18 protein-coding genes are annotated in these 17,648 nt (G+C 36.4%); all 18 read right to left on the reverse strand.

Annotation, left to right across the window (positions count from 1 at the left end; translation table 11 throughout):
• Positions 1–20: 20 nt before the first annotated feature.
• Positions 21–821: a class I SAM-dependent methyltransferase gene (locus FNLLGLLA_RS05305; RefSeq protein WP_004697379.1), complete on the reverse strand. Its 801-nt coding sequence runs from the start codon at positions 819–821 to the stop codon at positions 21–23.
• A gap of 228 nt (positions 822–1,049) precedes the next feature.
• On the reverse strand, positions 1,050–2,363 hold the full coding sequence (miaB, locus tag FNLLGLLA_RS05310; RefSeq protein WP_156697537.1) for a tRNA (N6-isopentenyl adenosine(37)-C2)-methylthiotransferase MiaB: 1,314 nt from the start codon (positions 2,361–2,363) through the stop codon (positions 1,050–1,052).
• 8 nt (positions 2,364–2,371) lie between these two features.
• Positions 2,372–3,247 (reverse strand): Asp23/Gls24 family envelope stress response protein, encoded by an 876-nt coding sequence (locus tag FNLLGLLA_RS05315; RefSeq protein WP_156697536.1) that lies wholly within the window; start codon positions 3,245–3,247, stop codon positions 2,372–2,374.
• 15 nt (positions 3,248–3,262) lie between these two features.
• Positions 3,263–4,090: a PHP domain-containing protein gene (locus FNLLGLLA_RS05320; protein ID WP_101928248.1), complete on the reverse strand. Its 828-nt coding sequence runs from the start codon at positions 4,088–4,090 to the stop codon at positions 3,263–3,265.
• A gap of 116 nt (positions 4,091–4,206) precedes the next feature.
• Positions 4,207–5,925, reverse strand: a complete 1,719-nt coding sequence (locus tag FNLLGLLA_RS05325) for a proline--tRNA ligase (RefSeq protein ID WP_156697535.1) — start codon at positions 5,923–5,925, stop codon at positions 4,207–4,209.
• Positions 5,919–7,004 (reverse strand): flavodoxin-dependent (E)-4-hydroxy-3-methylbut-2-enyl-diphosphate synthase, encoded by a 1,086-nt coding sequence (gene ispG / locus FNLLGLLA_RS05330; protein WP_004695704.1) that lies wholly within the window; start codon positions 7,002–7,004, stop codon positions 5,919–5,921. Before ispG ends, FNLLGLLA_RS05325 begins: the two co-directional genes overlap by 7 nt.
• Before the next feature lie 18 nt (positions 7,005–7,022).
• Positions 7,023–8,039: an RIP metalloprotease RseP gene (gene rseP / locus FNLLGLLA_RS05335; protein ID WP_008600853.1), complete on the reverse strand. Its 1,017-nt coding sequence runs from the start codon at positions 8,037–8,039 to the stop codon at positions 7,023–7,025.
• Positions 8,040–8,047: 8 nt separating this feature from the next.
• Positions 8,048–9,193: a 1-deoxy-D-xylulose-5-phosphate reductoisomerase gene (locus FNLLGLLA_RS05340; protein ID WP_060919769.1), complete on the reverse strand. Its 1,146-nt coding sequence runs from the start codon at positions 9,191–9,193 to the stop codon at positions 8,048–8,050.
• An 18-nt stretch (positions 9,194–9,211) separates the two neighbouring features.
• Complete coding sequence (locus FNLLGLLA_RS05345) at positions 9,212–10,036, reverse strand: phosphatidate cytidylyltransferase (protein WP_060919768.1); 825 nt, start codon at positions 10,034–10,036, stop codon at positions 9,212–9,214.
• Positions 10,037–10,039: 3 nt separating this feature from the next.
• Positions 10,040–10,804 carry an isoprenyl transferase gene (locus tag FNLLGLLA_RS05350; RefSeq protein ID WP_008713849.1) on the reverse strand — a complete coding sequence of 255 codons (765 nt, stop codon included), beginning with the start codon at positions 10,802–10,804 and terminating at the stop codon, positions 10,040–10,042.
• Positions 10,785–11,036, reverse strand: coding sequence for a hypothetical protein (locus FNLLGLLA_RS05355; protein ID WP_004697100.1), 252 nt, complete (start codon positions 11,034–11,036; stop codon positions 10,785–10,787). The genes FNLLGLLA_RS05350 and FNLLGLLA_RS05355 overlap by 20 nt, the downstream gene beginning before the upstream one ends.
• Positions 11,036–11,596 (reverse strand): ribosome recycling factor, encoded by a 561-nt coding sequence (frr, locus tag FNLLGLLA_RS05360; protein WP_008713847.1) that lies wholly within the window; start codon positions 11,594–11,596, stop codon positions 11,036–11,038. The genes FNLLGLLA_RS05355 and frr overlap by 1 nt, the downstream gene beginning before the upstream one ends.
• Positions 11,597–11,601: 5 nt before the next feature.
• Complete coding sequence (gene pyrH, locus FNLLGLLA_RS05365; protein WP_008713845.1) at positions 11,602–12,327, reverse strand: UMP kinase; 726 nt, start codon at positions 12,325–12,327, stop codon at positions 11,602–11,604.
• A 62-nt stretch (positions 12,328–12,389) separates the two neighbouring features.
• Positions 12,390–13,070: a translation elongation factor Ts gene (gene tsf / locus FNLLGLLA_RS05370; protein WP_004695689.1), complete on the reverse strand. Its 681-nt coding sequence runs from the start codon at positions 13,068–13,070 to the stop codon at positions 12,390–12,392.
• A gap of 98 nt (positions 13,071–13,168) precedes the next feature.
• Positions 13,169–13,921, reverse strand: a complete 753-nt coding sequence (gene rpsB, locus FNLLGLLA_RS05375) for a 30S ribosomal protein S2 (RefSeq protein WP_004695687.1) — start codon at positions 13,919–13,921, stop codon at positions 13,169–13,171.
• A gap of 253 nt (positions 13,922–14,174) precedes the next feature.
• Positions 14,175–14,825 (reverse strand): ribulose-phosphate 3-epimerase, encoded by a 651-nt coding sequence (rpe, locus tag FNLLGLLA_RS05380; protein ID WP_101928244.1) that lies wholly within the window; start codon positions 14,823–14,825, stop codon positions 14,175–14,177.
• A 1-nt stretch (position 14,826) separates the two neighbouring features.
• Complete coding sequence (gene rsgA / locus FNLLGLLA_RS05385; RefSeq protein WP_156697534.1) at positions 14,827–15,690, reverse strand: ribosome small subunit-dependent GTPase A; 864 nt, start codon at positions 15,688–15,690, stop codon at positions 14,827–14,829.
• A gap of 8 nt (positions 15,691–15,698) precedes the next feature.
• Positions 15,699–17,624, reverse strand: coding sequence for a Stk1 family PASTA domain-containing Ser/Thr kinase (pknB, locus tag FNLLGLLA_RS05390; protein ID WP_042466902.1), 1,926 nt, complete (start codon positions 17,622–17,624; stop codon positions 15,699–15,701).
• Positions 17,625–17,648: the final 24 nt, after the last annotated feature.

The raw sequence follows: 17,648 nt of genomic DNA on the forward strand, positions 1-17,648 counted from the left end.
CTCATATATTATGAGTCATATCACAGATTCCGCTTATATTCGTATATTCCCATACGATTATTAAACAAATATATAAACGGGTATAATAATTTATAAACAATAGGTGCTAAGGACAACATACTTCCTGTAAAATTAATCAATCCAGTCTGTTTAAGCTTAGGATTCATAACTACAATTTCATGACCGTCCTTAGTTCCCCACTGAAAAGAAACATTCATTTTACTAAGCATATCATGTTGTTTAGTGCGTTTCGCCACATATGGAGAAATCATATCAAGATATAACGTAAACTCTTCAAAAGAATCAGTCAGCAAGCCTAAAAACTGCTTCATTTCATCCAATGTAAGATACATAACTACACCTTCACTAACAAGCAGTAGTTTTCGTCCATTTATCTCAATATTTTTAGTCCACAATTCATCAGTTATAGAACTCACTAAATTATGGACTCGTTCATGAGGCTCAAAAAATTGTGTACGTGCTTCAATCACTCCGGCAAAATCGATATTATACCAATCAATATAACCGTTGTCGACTCGATAAAACATAGTATCTAAACCGGCACCTAATGATACGACGATACAATCTGGATATAGAGATATAAAGTTTCGTATCTCTTCATCGATTACTTTTGCTCGTCCTAAAATTCCATAATAAGACATCTTAACATCTTTAAATTGATCAAAATCATAATCAATATGCTTTAAAATATCCCAGGATTTCTGATCCTTTAATACAGATTGATCTGACTCATAATCTTTCGCTCTTGCATATAGTGTCAATAATGCCGTTTCGCCTACAGCGTTTAAATCAAGTTTCATAGTTACACCTTCTTTGTAAAAATACAAAATGTAAATGGTGTTCATACCTATGAATGTCTTCAATATACAACTTTTATATTATTTTATTATTATAACACATATGATTTCTAATCAGCATCTATGGTAAAAAAGAACATCGCCACCACATGTTTAGCAAACTAATTTTAGATAAAAATTCTAACCTTAGAGTTAACATAATAGTGACGAGTTCTTTTTGATTCTAATAGTTTATTTTACAATACTACCATAACAAACCCATGTTTGAGCTTTATCGATATGAGCTGGTACAGTTTGACCAATTGTTAGGGAGTCATCCTTAGGGAATAAAACCATTTTATTACCAGATGTACGACCGAACCACATGTCTTCATCACGAGGACTTGGTCCCTCTACAATAATATCAAATACTTGTCCTTCCATAGGTTTATTTAATTCATAAGAGATTTCATTTTGTACATCCATCAATGTTTGTAAGCGAACGCGCTTAATCTCTTCTGGAATTTGATCATCCATAGTTGCTGCTGGCGTTCCAGATCGCTTAGAGTAGATAAACGTATACGCCATGTCATAGCGCACATCTTTTAATAATTGTAATGTAGCTTGAAAATCTTCCTCAGTTTCTCCTGGGAAACCTACAATGATATCCGTAGTCACCACCACATCTTTTATTTTTTCACGGCAATAAGAAAGTAATTCTTTATAATGCTCTACCGTGTAATGACGATTCATTTTCTTTAAAATACGATTGGAACCAGATTGAATAGGTAAATGTAAATGCGTCACAATATTGGATGACCTACCAAGAGCATCAATCATAGACTTACTCATATCTTGAGGATGACTTGTCATATAGCGAATACGTTCTATACCAGGAATACCATCAAGAGCATCAACTAATGTACCAAAATCTGTACCATCTTTAAAATCTAGGCCATAAGAGTTTACATTTTGCCCCAATAAAGTGATCTCTTTAAATCCTTTAACCCCTAGGTCTGTAACCTCTTTAACAATGGCCTCTACAGGACGGCTAATCTCTCTACCACGTACATGGGGAACAATACAATAGGTGCAAAATTTATTACATCCATTCATAATAGGTACCCATGCATAAAAAGAGCCATTTGGTTTTGCCTCTAATTCAGGTAATACAGAGTTATCCATATCTACGTTGATTTGATGCGTATGTCCATGTTGTACTTCTTCAATCATCTCGTTAATATGTTGAATATTATGAGTGCCTAATACAATATCAATATGAGGAGCTCGTTTAAACATTTCTGCTTGATTTTTTTGAGCCATACATCCTGTGACGGCGATAATCAAGTTTTTATTATTACGTTTTAGTCTTTTTAGCTCACCTATACGCCCATAAACTTTAGTTTCTGCATTTTCACGCACTGCACAAGTATTTAGCAGAATTAAATCTGCAGTTTCAACATTCTCTGTTGGTATATACCCAACAGATTCCAGCTGATGCGATAATCGCTCAGAGTCGGCAGTATTCATTTGACAACCATAGGTGTAAATATAATAAGACTTCATTCTAACTCCTACACTTTAACAATCTTACGTTTTGTTTCAATAATATTCTTAACTTTAATAGACATGCGTTCAATAGACATGCCGGTAATATATTCAATTTCATTGCGAACAGATTTTTGTACCTGTTGCATCAACGGTTTAACAGGATATCCATGTTCAATAACTACAGCCATATCAACAACAAGACCGTTTTGACCTTTGTCGCTTTTTTTAAAAGAAATTATACTGGTCTCATCGACACCAGCTACTTTTTTTAACCCATTTCTAATCAATTTAATAATTACTTCATCGTCAAAAGTGAGTCGACCATAGTAGCTAAAAGCAGGACGTACAACAGAACGTTCAAATCCTTCAGAACCAATTTGACCTAAGGTATCTTGATCTTGTTTTTTCAAAGTCCTGCGGCGCCACATGGTTTTGATTGGATCGATCAAATACCCCCTAAAGTGTGACTTTAATTCCATAGTCGGCACAGGAATTATATGTTTACCCTCTTTAAGACGTGCATGTTGTGCCTTTTCAATTTCCTTAGGTGTTGCAACATCTTCTATACGAATATATCGATCAGGTTCTTGTAAGCCTAAAGCTTTAGTAATCTTCTTAACCATATTATCAGAAGTGCCGATAATCATAAGCTTATTAGGTTTAATCTTATCTAATTGTTCTCGTACGGATTTAACTTGTACTTCGTCTTGAAAAATAGCACGACGAACAGCTTTTAAACGACTAGACTCTTTTTTTGCAGAAAAGCCAGCTACAATTTTATTATCATGAATCAAAATACCATCATCGATGATACATTCAATTTTATTTTCATGAGCAACTACGAGGGCACGATGACTTTTACCTGTGCCACTACTACCAACAAATGCAACGACTTCCATAGCCTACCTCGTCATTTATAACAAACTAATAAATTCTGATACATCCTTACCAGATACTAAGTAATCACCAAATCTATCAGGTTTCTTGCCTACAATACCATGGTAATCAGAACCACCAGTAATAAATAGCTTATGCTTTTTAGCGAATTCTTTATATCGCTCCACATCATCATCATTATGCTTTGAGTGATATACCTCCATACCATCAAAATCATAATCTAACATTTCCAACACATATTCATCACTGGTAACCAATTTAGGATGAGCCATAACAGCAAGTCCTCCAGCTTTATGTATAATATCAATAATATAAGGAACCTCTACTTTTACCTTAGGAACATAGCAAGGACTATCTTTTCGAAGAATACCTTTAAATACATCATTAATATCCTTGGCATAACCATCATCAATTAAAAGTTTACCAATATGTGGGCGACCATAAGCTTTAGTATCAGGAAATTGTTTAATGAGCTCTTCTTTTGTAATATAATATCCTTCATTGTTACAACGACGGATAATTTCATCGATACGTTCTTCACGTTTTCCTTTAAAAAACGTAATAAAATCGATTAAATCTTTATTATTTTCATCAAAACAATATCCTAAAATATGAATTGACTTATCTTTATAATCAGCACTAAATTCACAGCCATTTACGATTTTAATAGATTCATTAGGATCTAACTCTTTTTGAGCAACACGCAATGCTTGAATGCCGTCTATTTCATCATGATCGGTTAAAGCCATCATAGATACATTACAGTCTATGGCATGTTGCAATAGATCTTTAGGTGTTTCAACACCATCTGAAAAGATGGAATGCATATGAAAATCTACAAGCATATAGCACCTCCATTCCAAATATTCTATCATTTAATTATGACTTATTTAATCTATTAATTCAAGTTTAGAAAGAAAAATTGCGACCCTAATGAACATTCACTAGAATCGCAATTCTATTATAAGTTTTGAAGCAATTCTGTTACTTTATCAGCTACAGAATCAATAGCACATGGAAGAGCTTCTCCAGACTTACGGATTTGAATTTCTACTTCGTTATTCTCAAGAGTATTTTTACTTACTGTAATGCGAAGTGGATAACCAATCAAATCAGCATCTTTGAACTTAACACCTGCACGATCTTTACGATCATCTAACAATACATCTACACCAGCATTTTGTAATGCAGTATAAATAGTTTGACTGGTAGACATTAATGCTTCGTCTTTTGCATTAATTGGGACAATAACTGCTTCAAATGGAGCAATAGAACGTGGCCAAATAATACCATTTTCATCGTGATATTGCTCAATAGCAGCAGCTAGTGTACGAGATACACCGATACCATAGCAACCCATAATCATTGGATTAGGACGACCATTTTGATCTAAGAATGTAGCTTGTAATGCTTCAGAATACTTTGTACCCAATTTAAATACTTGACCCACTTCAATGCCTTTAGCATGTTCTAAAGCGCCACCACATTTAGGACACACATCGTCCTTCGTGATCAAACGAATTGGAGCAACAATAATGTCTTCTACATTAAAATCCCGTTTTGGATTGATATTAACATAGTGAGCATCTTTTTTATTAGCACCACCACAAACATTGTAAGTTTCCATAACAGATTCATCCACAACGATAGCAAATTCATCTGTTTGTTGTAATCCTACAGGACTAATAAAGCCAGCTGTTAAACCTACTTTTTCCAATTCTTCTGATGTAGCCATCTCAGGCTCTACAGAACCAAGTACGGCATGTTGTACGGCAACTTCATTTACTTCATGATCGCCACGAACGATGGCTAATACCACTTTACCATCAATAGAGAACACTACAGCTTTAATAGTTTTATGTAGTGGTAAGTTTAGCATTTCCGCAACAGCTTCAATAGTGCTAGCATTAGGAGTATCTACAACGGATAACTCTTGAAGAACTTCTTCATCCTGTTTTATGATGCCAGGCTTACCAATTTCGATATTGGCAGCGTAATCGCATTTAGTACAATATACGATATCTGCTTCACCAGCTTCAGCAATGGCCATGAACTCATGCGTACCACTACCACCGATGGCACCACTATCAGCCTCTACTGGGCGGAATGTAAGACCACAACGTGTAAAAATACGTGTATATGCATCGTACATAGATTTATAGGATTCATCTAAACCCGCTTCATCTACATCAAAAGAATAAGCATCTTTCATAATGAATTCACGGCTACGCATCAAGCCATAACGTGGACGGCGCTCATCACGGAATTTACTTTGAATTTGATATAAGTTGACTGGTAATTGACGATATGAGTTAATCTCATTTTTAACGAGGGTTGTAATCATCTCTTCATGTGTTGGTCCTAGACAAAACTCATTATCATGACGATCATTGATACGCATCATTTCTGCGCCATATGCGTTCCAACGGCCAGACTCTTTCCAAATTTCTGCAGGCTGTAAAATTGGCATCATAATTTCTTGAGCACTAGCACGATCCATTTCTTCACGTACAATAGCTTCAATCTTTTTAATACTTTTCCAACCCAATGGTAAAAAACTATATAAACCATTTGCAGTTTTACGCATAAAACCAGCGCGAAGCATAAGCTGTTGGCTTACTACATCAGCGTCAGATGGAACCTCACGCAATGTAGGTGCATATAATTTAGTGGCTAACATAAAGACTCCTCATCTAAATTTTCTAAATATTGGTCAATTTCTCTAAACAATGTATCTACTAATTCAGCTTCTGGTACAGTCTTAATAACTTTCCCTTTACGGAAAATAATACCTTGACCATCACCACCAGCAATACCAAAGTCGGCCTCACGCGCTTCCCCTGGACCATTTACAACACACCCCATAACGGCAACCTTAATAGGCGCTTTTATGGATGCTAGACGTTCTTCTACAATACCAGCCATATCAAATAAATTTACTTGGCAACGACCACATGTAGGACAAGATATCATAGTGGCCCCAAAATTTCTTAATCCTAAGCTACTTAAAATACTTCTACCTACTTCAATTTCGTGAATTGGATCTCCAGTTAAGGATACCCGTAATGTATCACCAATGCCATCGAGCAATAATGCACCAATCCCCATAGCAGATTTAATAGTGCCTTGTTTAATAGTACCAGCTTCTGTTACACCTAAATGTAACGGATAAGGAATCTTATCAGATAACTTACGATATGCTTCCACCATTAGAGGTACTTCCGTTGCTTTAATGGATAATTTCATTTGACGATAATCGAGTTTTTCTAAAATTCTTACGTGTTCTAAAGCTGTTTCAACCATACCATCCGCTGTAGGATGTCCTCCATGAGCATCGAGAATATGCTTTGGTAAAGAGCCTGCATTAACACCAATGCGAATTGGGATTTGTTTAGGTTTTGCCTTTTCAATAACGGCTAAAACCTTATCTTCACCACCAATATTTCCTGGATTAATGCGCAATCCATCAACATTATTTTCAATAGCTTCTAAAGCTAATCTATAATCAAAGTGAATATCGGCGATCAAAGGAATTGAAATGCCCGCTCTAACAGCCTTTAAAGCCTTTGCAGATGCCATTGTAGGAACGGCGACACGAACCAGTTCACAACCAGCCTCTGCTAAATGATTAATTTCTGCAATTGCCTTCTCTGTATGTACTGGATCCGTAGTAATCATAGATTGAATACTTACCGGTGCATAATCGCCGATTTTAACTGTACCTACATAGATACCATTTGTTGGTTTACGTACAATCATTGTAATCTCCCATCTGTCTTATAGTAAACGGAAAATATCCTGCGTTGTTACATATAAGAATAATGCTACCATTAAGGCAACCCCAACCATTTGTATATACATAAGAGCTTTAGCAGGTAATCTACGGCCTGTTATAGCTTCCGCCAAGATAATAATCAAGTGACCACCATCTAAAACAGGTAATGGTAAAAGATTAATAACCCCTAAGTTAATACTAAGGAATGCAGCAAAACTTAATAGTGGTGCAAATCCTGATTGTGCAATAGTACCTGCCATTTGGGAAATTCCTACTGGACCAGATAATTCGGCTGCTTGTGTGCCACGAATCATATCGTAAATCCCACTGACCATAGCAACAATAGTTTGCCCCGTCCGACTAACAGCAAGGCTCAAAGATTCACCAATACTATATGTTTCACGAGTAAAGCTAGGGTAGATGCCAATCTTAGGACTATCTTGTTCCATTTTAGGTATTACCGTAGTCTCTATAGTTTGTCCTTCACGCTCTACAACAACAGTTACACCATGGTTTGCTGTGCCTTGTAAGCTAGGACGAATATCATCCCAAGTACTAATTTTTTTACCATCAATCGTAATAATTCTATCGTTAGCTTCTAAATGAGCCTGTTCTGCAGAACTACCCGCAATAATGTTACCAATTACAGGTTCATTTGTATATGTAAGATTTCCTACAGTCACATTTAGGCCAAAGAAAAGTACAATGGCTAATATAAAGTTAAATACAGCCCCTGCAGAAATAACAATAAATTTTTTCCACGCAGGTTTATTATAAAAGGAGCGCTCATTAAGAGGCTCGTCAGGTGTCATACCAGCAATACGATTAAATCCTCCAAGAGGAATTATACGAATAGAATATAAAGTTTCCCCTTTTTGTACTTTAAATATGGCTGGACCAAAACCTATAGCAAATTCATCAACTTGCATACCTGACATCTTAGCTGTAATAAAATGGCCTAATTCATGAATAAACACAATTAAACCAAATACAAATATTGTGGCTAATGCCGTAATCATATATTCTCCTATAACATCAACGATGTTGCCTTTTCACGGGCCCATCTATCGATGGATAATAAATTATCTAATGTAAAATCATCTTCTGGTCCCATAGATTCAAGAACAGAAGTAACGACTTTATAAATATCACCAAAGGCGATTTTATCTTCTAAAAAGGCATATACTGCCGTTTCATTAGCTGCATTAAATACAGCAGGTTTAAATCCACTAGCACGTCCCACCTCATACGCAAGTCGAAGTGCAGGAAAATCGTCATACCGTGGAGGTAAAAACTCCAAATGTAGTGCTTGACTAAAATCAAGATGATTCATACTTAAAACTTCACGTTTGGGATACGTCAAAGCATATTGAATGGGCTCGCGCATATCTGGATTACCCATTTGCGCTAATATCGCACCATCCTTCATACGTATCATAGAATGAACAATACTTTGAGGATGTACTACTACATCAATATGATCAAAATCAAAACCAAATAACCAATGAGCTTCTATTACCTCTAAGCCTTTATTGAATAAAGAGGCAGAGTCTATAGTTATTTTATTACCCATATTCCAGGTAGGATGTCGCAAACAATCTGCAGCAGTTGCAGTTTGAATTTTACTAGAATCCCATGTGCGTAAAGGTCCACCAGAAGCAGTGACAATTAAAGAATCAACATTGTCACGTTTCTGTCCTTCTAAGCACTGAAATATAGCACTATGTTCACTATCGATAGGTAGGATTTGCACGCCATGTTCTTTAGCTAAAGCCGTAATTAATGGACCTCCAGCAACAAGAGTTTCTTTATTAGCAAGACCTATAGTCTTCCCTTGTTTTATAGCTTCCACTGTAGGCTCAATTCCCGCAGCACCTACAATAGCAGTAACAATCATTGTTGCTTCTTGAATTGTAGCTGCTGCAATGAGGGCTTCCTTACCACCTATCAATTTTGTAGGACCTGTATAGCGTGCTTGTAATTCTTTAAAAGCACCTTCATCTACAAGACCAGCCACCAAAGGTTTATATTCTTTAATCTGATGTTCTAAGAGGTCAATATTATGATGTGCCACTAAGGCAACCACCTTGAATTGATCTGGATGTTGAGACACCACATCAAGCGTCTGTGTACCGATTGAGCCAGTACTGCCGATAATACTTAGGTATTTCATAAGTGTACCTCTATAAAATTAGTACGAAAATAGCAATATATATACTAATGTAATGGGAGCCGCAAATAATAAACTATCAAAGCGATCCAATACACCGCCATGACCTGGTAATAATGTACCAGAATCTTTTACATTACATAGTCGTTTAATCTTTGATTCAAACAAATCACCTAATGGTGCTAATATACCGCTAATCATACCTACATGGATTCCCATCCACCAAGGAATGCCAACGATATACGAAAATACTGCACCTGTAAGGATACAGCCGATAAATCCACCAATAAAACCTTCTAGTGTTTTATTAGGACTAATGGATGGTACTATTTTACGTTTACCAAGAGCTCGACCTGAAAAGTATGCAAAGGTATCGCTAGCCCAAGTAGTAAACAATAATAACCAAAGTGTAATAGTGCCCCAGTTATATAGTTCAAAAGGCATTGATAAATCCATGTAAATTGAGTCATGACGAATCAAGAGTAATGAAGTCATACCCATACCAATATATAATAAACCAAATACACTAAAGGATACACTAGACATCGAGTACTTACTTTCACCAAATGTACACAACATATAATTGGCAAATAAACTTAATACTAAAATAGCTATAGCTATAATATACTGATGACATGCAAGAGCAATCATTAGCAATAAAATGCTAATATATCCCCATATAATGGATATCCGAACACGTTTAGCTTTACCAAGTAATACAAACTCACGCCACCCTAATAAAGCTAAAAGTGTAATTAGCACATCATATACTAATCCACCAAATGTAATGGCCCCTAAGGCAATAATAAAACCAATAACAGCGGTAATAACACGTGTTTTTAACATTTTTTATTCCTCATCACATAAGCCACCAAATCGGCGTTCTCGTTTCTGATATGCCGCCACAGCTTCAAGTAAAGTTTCCTTAGTAAAATCTGGCCAATGCAAATCGGTAAACCAAAATTCAGCATACGCTAGTTGCCATAACAAAAAATTACTAATTCTAAAATCACTACTAGGACGAATTAATAAATCTACATCACTAAACTCTTTAGTGAATAATTGAGAACTTACATATTCTTCAGTAATTTTGTCCATTGTAATAACGCCATCCGCAACGGATTTTACAATGTCGCGGATAGTTCTAACTATTTCATCACGCCCACCATAGTTAATCGCTAACTGTAATGTGAGGCCTGTATTATTCTGAGTTAATAATTCTGCATCTTGAATGATTTTTTGTAGGTTTTCTGAAAGCCCTCCAATAAAACCAATAAATCGAATGCGTACATTATGTTCATGCATATACTTAACATTATTATTTAAGTATTCTTTTATGAGAGACATAAGTAAAGAAACTTCCTGTTCAGGACGTTTCCAGTTCTCCGTGGAGAAACCATATACCGTAAGAGCTCTAATTCCGATCTCATCTGCGGCCATAACAATTTCTTTTAATACATCTGCACCAGCACGATGCCCCATGGAGCGCGGCATGCCTCTGCGTTTAGCCCATCGTCCATTACCATCCATAATAATAGCAACATGTTGTGGAATTATATTACGATCAATGACAGGCGTATCAGAACGTTTACGGTTAAATAATTTCTTTAGCATAGTCTACCTCGATAGAATTTCCGAAGTCGCTGGCAATCATTGGTCTATATAGTAGTATATGCAAGCACTCATCAACCTTTGTAATACGTGCCACATAAAATCCTTTATCTGAAATTTCAAAGAAGCGATTAAAGGATCCACCAATCATTACCTTAAAAGGAATATGGGCAGCCTGCAAACGAGACTTTGCAAGCTGCCATGGTATTCCAATAAGGCTATTAGAATCAAACATTATACTTCTAATACGTCCTTTTCTTTTACTACTTTTAACTCATCGATTTGCTTAACTTTAGCATCGGTAAGCTTTTGGATTTGATCTAAACCGTCTTTAGCATCATCTTCAGTAATCGTTTTAGCTTTCTCTTCTTTTTTTAATGCTTCATTTACATCGCGACGAATGTTGCGCACTGCAACTTTTGCATCTTCAGCCTTTTTATGAACTACTTTAACGATTTCTTTACGACGTTCCTCAGTTAATTGAGGAATACTTAAACGAATTTGTGCACCATCATTACCAGGGTTCAAACCTAAATCAGATTGTAAAATTGCTTTTTCAATAGCACCAATCATTGTTTTATCCCAAGGTGCAATCACAATCATGCGAGGTTCAGGCACGGAGATATTCGCAACTTGATTAATGGGTGATGGACTTCCATAGTAATCAACCATTACTTTATCAAGTAGTGCTACACTAGCACGGCCTGTACGAATAGATGCGAATTCATGTTTTAAAGCCTCAATAGACTTATTCATGCGGTCTTCTGCTTGTTGTAACAATTCTTTAATTTCCATATGAATTATTCTCCTCGAACAATGGTCCCTATTTCTTCACCTTTAGCAGCTTTTGTAATATTACCAGGAATATCCATGCTAAATACAATAATAGGAATATTGTTATCTTTACATAAAGTTGTAGATGTAGCATCCATTACTTTTAATTCTTTTGTGATAATCTCGTTATATGTTAATTCATCAAATTTAACAGCATTAGGATTTGTCTTAGGGTCAGAATCATATACGCCATCTGCAAATTTCTTTGCCATTAAAATAGCATCGGCTTCAATTTCAGCGGCCCGTAATGCAGCTGTTGTATCTGTAGAGAAGTAAGGTTTACCAAGGCCAGCACCGAAGATAACGATACGTTTTTTTTCTAAATGACGAATAGCGCGACGACGAATATAAGGTTCTGCAATTTCTTGCATTTCAATAGCTGTTTGAACACGTGTATCTACACCAGCTTGCTCTAATGCATCTTGCAATGCTAAGGAGTTCATCACTGTTGCTAGCATCCCCATATAGTCAGCAGTAGCACGATCCATACCTTGATTGCTACCAGCTAAACCTCTCCATAGGTTACCGCCACCAACAACAATCGCGATTTCTAAATCAGTGGATTTTGCTAAAGCAGCAATTTCTTTTGCAAATTCTTCAACAACATCAGGATTAATACCAAAACCTTGTTCACCTGCTAATGCTTCACCACTCAACTTTAAAACAATACGTCGAAACTTTCTTTTTGCCATATTTTTACTCCTCTATTGCAAAATAAGAGAACACTGTACGGTGTTCTCTTATTGTTTATTAATTATTTACCAACAGATGCCATTACTTCTGCTACGAAGTCATCTTGGCGTTTTTCAATGCCTTCACCTAAACCATAGCGAACAAAACGACGTACGTTGATGTTTTCACCGATTTTTGCAATACTTTCATTAATGATGTCTGTAACAGTTTTATCGCCATCTTTAATGAATACTTGTTCTAATAGGCAATTTTCTTTATAGAATTTTTCAATACGACCTGCAACCATTTTTTCTAAAACAGCTTCAGGTTTTGGTTTACGACCAGCTTTAACGTCTTCTTCAGCTTCTACTTTAGCTTGTTCCAATAATACTTGTTTTTCGTGTTCAATTACTTCAGTAGGAACTTCTTCACGGTTCAAGTATGTAGGATTTACAGCTGCAATTTGCATTGCGATGTCGCGTGCTAAATTTTGGAAATCATCAGTTTTTGCAACGAAGTCAGTTTCACAGTTAACTTCCACTAAAACACCGATACGACCACCAGCATGAATGTAGGATTGTACTACACCTTCAGCTGCAATACGACCAGCTTTTTTAGCTGCCGCAGCCAAACCTTTTTCACGAAGAAGGTCAACCGCTTTATCGATATTACCGTCAGTTTCAACCAATGCTTTTTTAGCGTCCATCATACCTGCGCCAGTCATGTCGCGCAATTCTTTTACCAAAGCAGCAGTAATTGCCATTATTTTGTTCCTCCTAGTATTAATTAAGGTAAGGATATAGTCCTTACCCCAATTATATATGTTATAGATTTATCTTTCAAATGCTAATACGACAACGATTAAGCTTTACCGTCTCGAACCATTTCAGCAGAGTCAGCTACCATGTTATCTAATGCTTCTTCAAAGGATTCGCCTTGACGACCTTCAAGAACAGCGTCAGCCATTTTACCAGCCAACAATTTAACAGCGCGAATAGCGTCATCATTTGCTGGAATTGGGAAATCAACTTCGTCTGGGTCGCAGTTAGTGTCAACTGTTGCAACTACAGGAATACCCAATTTTTTAGCTTCTGCAATAGCGATTTTTTCTTTTTTAGGATCTACTACGAAAAGAGCACCTGGCATTTTAGGCATATCTTTGATACCGCCAAGGTATTTTTCCAATTTATCCATTTCATGACGAAGACCGATAACTTCTTTTTTAGGCAATACTTCGAAAGTACCGTCTTCTGCCATAGCTTCCAATTGTTTTAAACGTTTAATACGAGTTTCAATTGTTTTGAAGTTAGTCAACATACCGCCCAACCAACGTTCGTTAACGAAGAACATGTTAGCACGGATAGCTTCTTCTTTAATAGCTTCTTGAGCTTGTTTTTTAGTACCTACGAACAAGATTACTTCGCCTTGGGAAGCAACTTCACGCAAGAAATTGTAAGCTTCTTCTACTTTTTTAACTGTTTTAGACAAATCAATGATATAAATACCATTGCGTTCAGTGAAGATGAATTTCGCCATTTTAGGGTTCCATCTTCTAGTCTGATGACCAAAGTGTACACCAGCCTCTAATAATTGTTTCATTGATACTACTGCCATTGTGGCACCTCCTGTTAATTAACCTCCGCCGCTTCATCCTTCGGGTCACCCAAAATTAGGCACAGTACCGAAGTCCACTGACGTGCATATTTTTCATACCTAATAATTCTAACAAAAAATCATGGCAAAAGCAAGCAAGGAGTGAGGAATTCTTTAAGTATTCCTCACTCCTTATTTTAAATACATTCTCTTTCTTATTGATGTACGATTTTATGTTCAAATTTGAATTATAGAATATTATGAAAATATTTATTTAATTATTGCGAATGGATTCAATCATACTTGCACGATCTTCAGCACCAAATACTGCAGAACCAGCAACTAAAACTGTAGCCCCCGCTCTTTTAATCGGTACACAAGTAATATCGTTAATACCACCGTCTACCTCAATGACTGCCGTTGAATTGTCTACTTCTTCTAACAATATCTTAGCTTGTTTAACTTTTTTTATTGCATTCTTAATAAAAGATTGTCCTCCAAATCCTGGATTCACAGACATAATTAAAATCATATCTAAATCTGCAGCTACATCTTCTAGTAGAGATACAGGTGTACTAGGATTCAATGCTACACCAGCCTTCATCCCACACTGCTTGATATGTTGAATCAAACGATGCATATGAGGTACAGTTTCTTGATGAAAAGTAAAATATTCTACACCAATTTTTGCAAATTCTTCTACATAATCACCAGGATTAGTAACCATCAAATGCACATCAAATGGTAATTTTGTATATGGACGAATGGCTTTCACAATGGGAGCACCAAAGGTTAGATTAGGAACAAAGTGTCCATCCATGATGTCGATATGTAATAAATCAGCCCCCGCTGCTTCAATAGATTTTAATTCCTCACTTAACACCGCAAAATTTGCGGAAAGCATAGATGGTGCAATTTTTATCATATTAAAACCTCTTTCGTTGACTTTCTATATCATTACGTATAGACATATAAGCATCATATCGTCCTTGATGAATATGACCAGCTTCTAGAGCAGCTTTAATCCCACAAATGGGTTCATGTTCATGATAGCAAGGACTAAATTTACAAGTATCAACATATTCACCAAATTCTGGGAATAATGTAGGCAATCTTTCAAGAGAAACATCATTAAATTCAATAGCACTAAATCCAGGTGTATCCATGATAAAAGAATCTGCATCTAAACTATATAAAGAAGCGTGACGAGTAGTATGTTTGCCACGTTTAATCTTATCACTTACCTCCCCAGTCCGGAAGGCGAATTTTGGGTCTACTGCGTTTAAAAGACTACTCTTACCAACACCAGATGGACCTGCAAAAGCTGTTACCTTATGTTGAAGCACATGACGTAAATCATCGATGCCTGTCATATTATATGTGGATGTCATCAAAACCTTATAACCAATTGATTTATAAAGATCAACCATAGTTTCCGTCTCTGAATCCATCAGGTCACATTTATTGATACATAGCACGATAGGTATATCCGCATGTTCAATCATAACGAGCATTTTATTAAGTAATAGCTCATTAATATCTGGTTCATGGGTAGCCACAACTAATACAACTTGGTCAATATTAGCTACTGCTGGACGTACCATCGAATTATGACGTCCATGGATGGATTCAACGAACCCATCCTCCGAAATCGTAACGCGATCACCCACAAGTAAACTATAACGACCTTTCTTAAGTCTGCCACGAACCTTACATTCATGAATGGTGCCCGTATCATCTTGTACATAAAAGTACCCATTCATATTTTTGACAACAATGCCTGTAATCATAGTACCTCTTATAATGCAGTTTCTTGCACTAATGCACCATTGAGGTATACCTCAATACGTACATTACCTACACCGGACACTTTTCGAACAATACGATCTCCAGGTTTATTGGTATCATCATAAATTACTGCGGAACCTTCATCATCTTTTACGACAATTTTAAGTTCTTGATTTTTAGAACCAGCTGGTACAGTAACATCTATAGTACCAGTTGTTTTATTACCACTGTTTCCATCTTTTTTATCAGATTTCTTTTTATCATCTTTGAACTCAGTCGTAAGATTTAATGTGGAGCCTTCGTCAATTTCATCGCCAGCTTTAATGCTTTGCTCTATAACCACAGATTTTTCTTCCACAGATCCAGATACTTGGTTTACACCTAGTTGAATATTACTCAATGTATCACGAGCATCTTTTAATGTCATACCAACAAGATTAGGTACTTTGACTTTCTTAGCCTTCGCTTTATTTACAACGAGATCAATTGTTGTCCCTTTAGACACTTTAGAATCTCCGGAAGGACTCTGAGCAATGATTACACCATCTTTTTTACCATCTACAGATTGCTGTGTTATTTTCCCCACAACTAAACCTAAATCTTTAAGTCGTTGACGGGCTTGATCCACAGTTAAATCAGTTAAATCTGGCACCGTAATATCGCCTACACCTTTAGAAACCACAAGATGGATTGTTCGTTGCTCTTTAACCTTCTCTCCAGCTCCAGGAGTTTGAGAAATAACTTGACCAGCTGGCACATCTGGATTTGTGACTTCACTTGTAGACACACGCAAATGTTTATCTTCTAAGATATTTTTTGCTACAGAAACTTGTTTGCCTACCACATTAGGTACATCTACTGTTGTATTACTCCAGAAATTACCGTAGCTTAAGAAAGCACCTAAAAATGCTACTAAGAAAATGACAGCAGCACCTAGAACGATGTATTTTTGTGGAATCGATGCAATTTTACTTAACATACTCTTCTTTTTACCCTCTTCTTTTCGTTCTTCTTGAATCGTACTAAGATCTTCAAGTGCTTCAGGATCAACAGCAGGAATCATTTGTGTAGCAAAGTCATATGGTTCATGACGTTGTGTTTTGCCCATCGTAAAACCTTGAGATAATCGCAAATCACTGATCATATCAGAGATAGAATCAAATCGATCAGCAGGATTTTTAGATAATGCTTTCATAACAACAGCTTCTAAAAGCGGAGGAATTGATGGATTATATCGTGTTGGAGGTTCTACCTTCTCACGAACATGTTTTAATGCTACCGCAATTGGCGTTTCCCCTTCAAATGGTACACGACCTGTAAGCATTTCATACAATACGACACCCAGAGAATAGATATCTGTATTGCCGTCTACCGGTTTACCACTAGCTTGCTCTGGTGATAAATAGTGTGCTGAACCCAAAATCGAATTCGTATACATAACTGTGTTAGTTGCATTTATTGCACGAGCAATACCAAAGTCAGTTACTTTAACGCGCCCCGTATTGGTAATAATAACATTATGTGGCTTTATATCACAATGAACAATGCCCATTGTATGCGCGTGTTCTAAGCCTTCAGCTATGGCGATAGTAAATTTAACAGCCTCATCTATGGACAGTCTTCCATGACGAGTTATATATTTTTTTAAGGTTTCACCATCTACATATTCCATGACAATGTAATGTAGATTTTGATCAAAACCTACATCATACATATTTACAATATTTGGATGATTTAATTTACCTGCCGCTTGTGCTTCTCGTTTAAATCGAGTCACAAATTCATCATCATTTGCAAAATTAGCATGCAATACTTTTATTGCTACTTGTCTACCTAGTAAGGTATCTTCTCCAAGGTATACATCAGCCATTCCACCAACGCCAATTTTATCAACAATTCGGTAGCGGTTATCTAGAAGTATGCCTTTTATATTCATAGTACTCATTATTTCTCCATTTCT

The sequence above is a fragment of the Veillonella parvula genome (assembly GCF_902810435.1).
GTDB lineage: Bacteria > Bacillota > Negativicutes > Veillonellales > Veillonellaceae > Veillonella.

What these genes read in the sequence shown, in the direction of transcription:
- FNLLGLLA_RS05305 (WP_004697379.1), bottom strand. Translation starts at nt 821, where the DNA reads ATGAAACTTGATTTAAACGCTGTAGGCGAAACGGCATTATTGACACTA.
- miaB (WP_156697537.1), bottom strand. Translation starts at nt 2,363, where the DNA reads ATGAAGTCTTATTATATTTACACCTATGGTTGTCAAATGAATACTGCC.
- FNLLGLLA_RS05315 (WP_156697536.1), bottom strand. Translation starts at nt 3,247, where the DNA reads ATGGAAGTCGTTGCATTTGTTGGTAGTAGTGGCACAGGTAAAAGTCAT.
- FNLLGLLA_RS05320 (WP_101928248.1), bottom strand. Translation starts at nt 4,090, where the DNA reads ATGCTTGTAGATTTTCATATGCATTCCATCTTTTCAGATGGTGTTGAA.
- FNLLGLLA_RS05325 (WP_156697535.1), bottom strand. Translation starts at nt 5,925, where the DNA reads ATGTTAGCCACTAAATTATATGCACCTACATTGCGTGAGGTTCCATCT.
- ispG (WP_004695704.1), bottom strand. Translation starts at nt 7,004, where the DNA reads ATGATTGTACGTAAACCAACAAATGGTATCTATGTAGGTACAGTTAAA.
- rseP (WP_008600853.1), bottom strand. Translation starts at nt 8,039, where the DNA reads ATGATTACGGCATTAGCCACAATATTTGTATTTGGTTTAATTGTGTTT.
- FNLLGLLA_RS05340 (WP_060919769.1), bottom strand. Translation starts at nt 9,193, where the DNA reads ATGAAATACCTAAGTATTATCGGCAGTACTGGCTCAATCGGTACACAG.
- FNLLGLLA_RS05345 (WP_060919768.1), bottom strand. Translation starts at nt 10,036, where the DNA reads ATGTTAAAAACACGTGTTATTACCGCTGTTATTGGTTTTATTATTGCC.
- FNLLGLLA_RS05350 (WP_008713849.1), bottom strand. Translation starts at nt 10,804, where the DNA reads ATGCTAAAGAAATTATTTAACCGTAAACGTTCTGATACGCCTGTCATT.
- FNLLGLLA_RS05355 (WP_004697100.1), bottom strand. Translation starts at nt 11,036, where the DNA reads ATGTTTGATTCTAATAGCCTTATTGGAATACCATGGCAGCTTGCAAAG.
- frr (WP_008713847.1), bottom strand. Translation starts at nt 11,596, where the DNA reads ATGGAAATTAAAGAATTGTTACAACAAGCAGAAGACCGCATGAATAAG.
- pyrH (WP_008713845.1), bottom strand. Translation starts at nt 12,327, where the DNA reads ATGGCAAAAAGAAAGTTTCGACGTATTGTTTTAAAGTTGAGTGGTGAA.
- tsf (WP_004695689.1), bottom strand. Translation starts at nt 13,070, where the DNA reads ATGGCAATTACTGCTGCTTTGGTAAAAGAATTGCGCGACATGACTGGC.
- rpsB (WP_004695687.1), bottom strand. Translation starts at nt 13,921, where the DNA reads ATGGCAGTAGTATCAATGAAACAATTATTAGAGGCTGGTGTACACTTT.
- rpe (WP_101928244.1), bottom strand. Translation starts at nt 14,825, where the DNA reads ATGATAAAAATTGCACCATCTATGCTTTCCGCAAATTTTGCGGTGTTA.
- rsgA (WP_156697534.1), bottom strand. Translation starts at nt 15,690, where the DNA reads ATGATTACAGGCATTGTTGTCAAAAATATGAATGGGTACTTTTATGTA.
- pknB (WP_042466902.1), bottom strand. Translation starts at nt 17,624, where the DNA reads ATGAATATAAAAGGCATACTTCTAGATAACCGCTACCGAATTGTTGAT.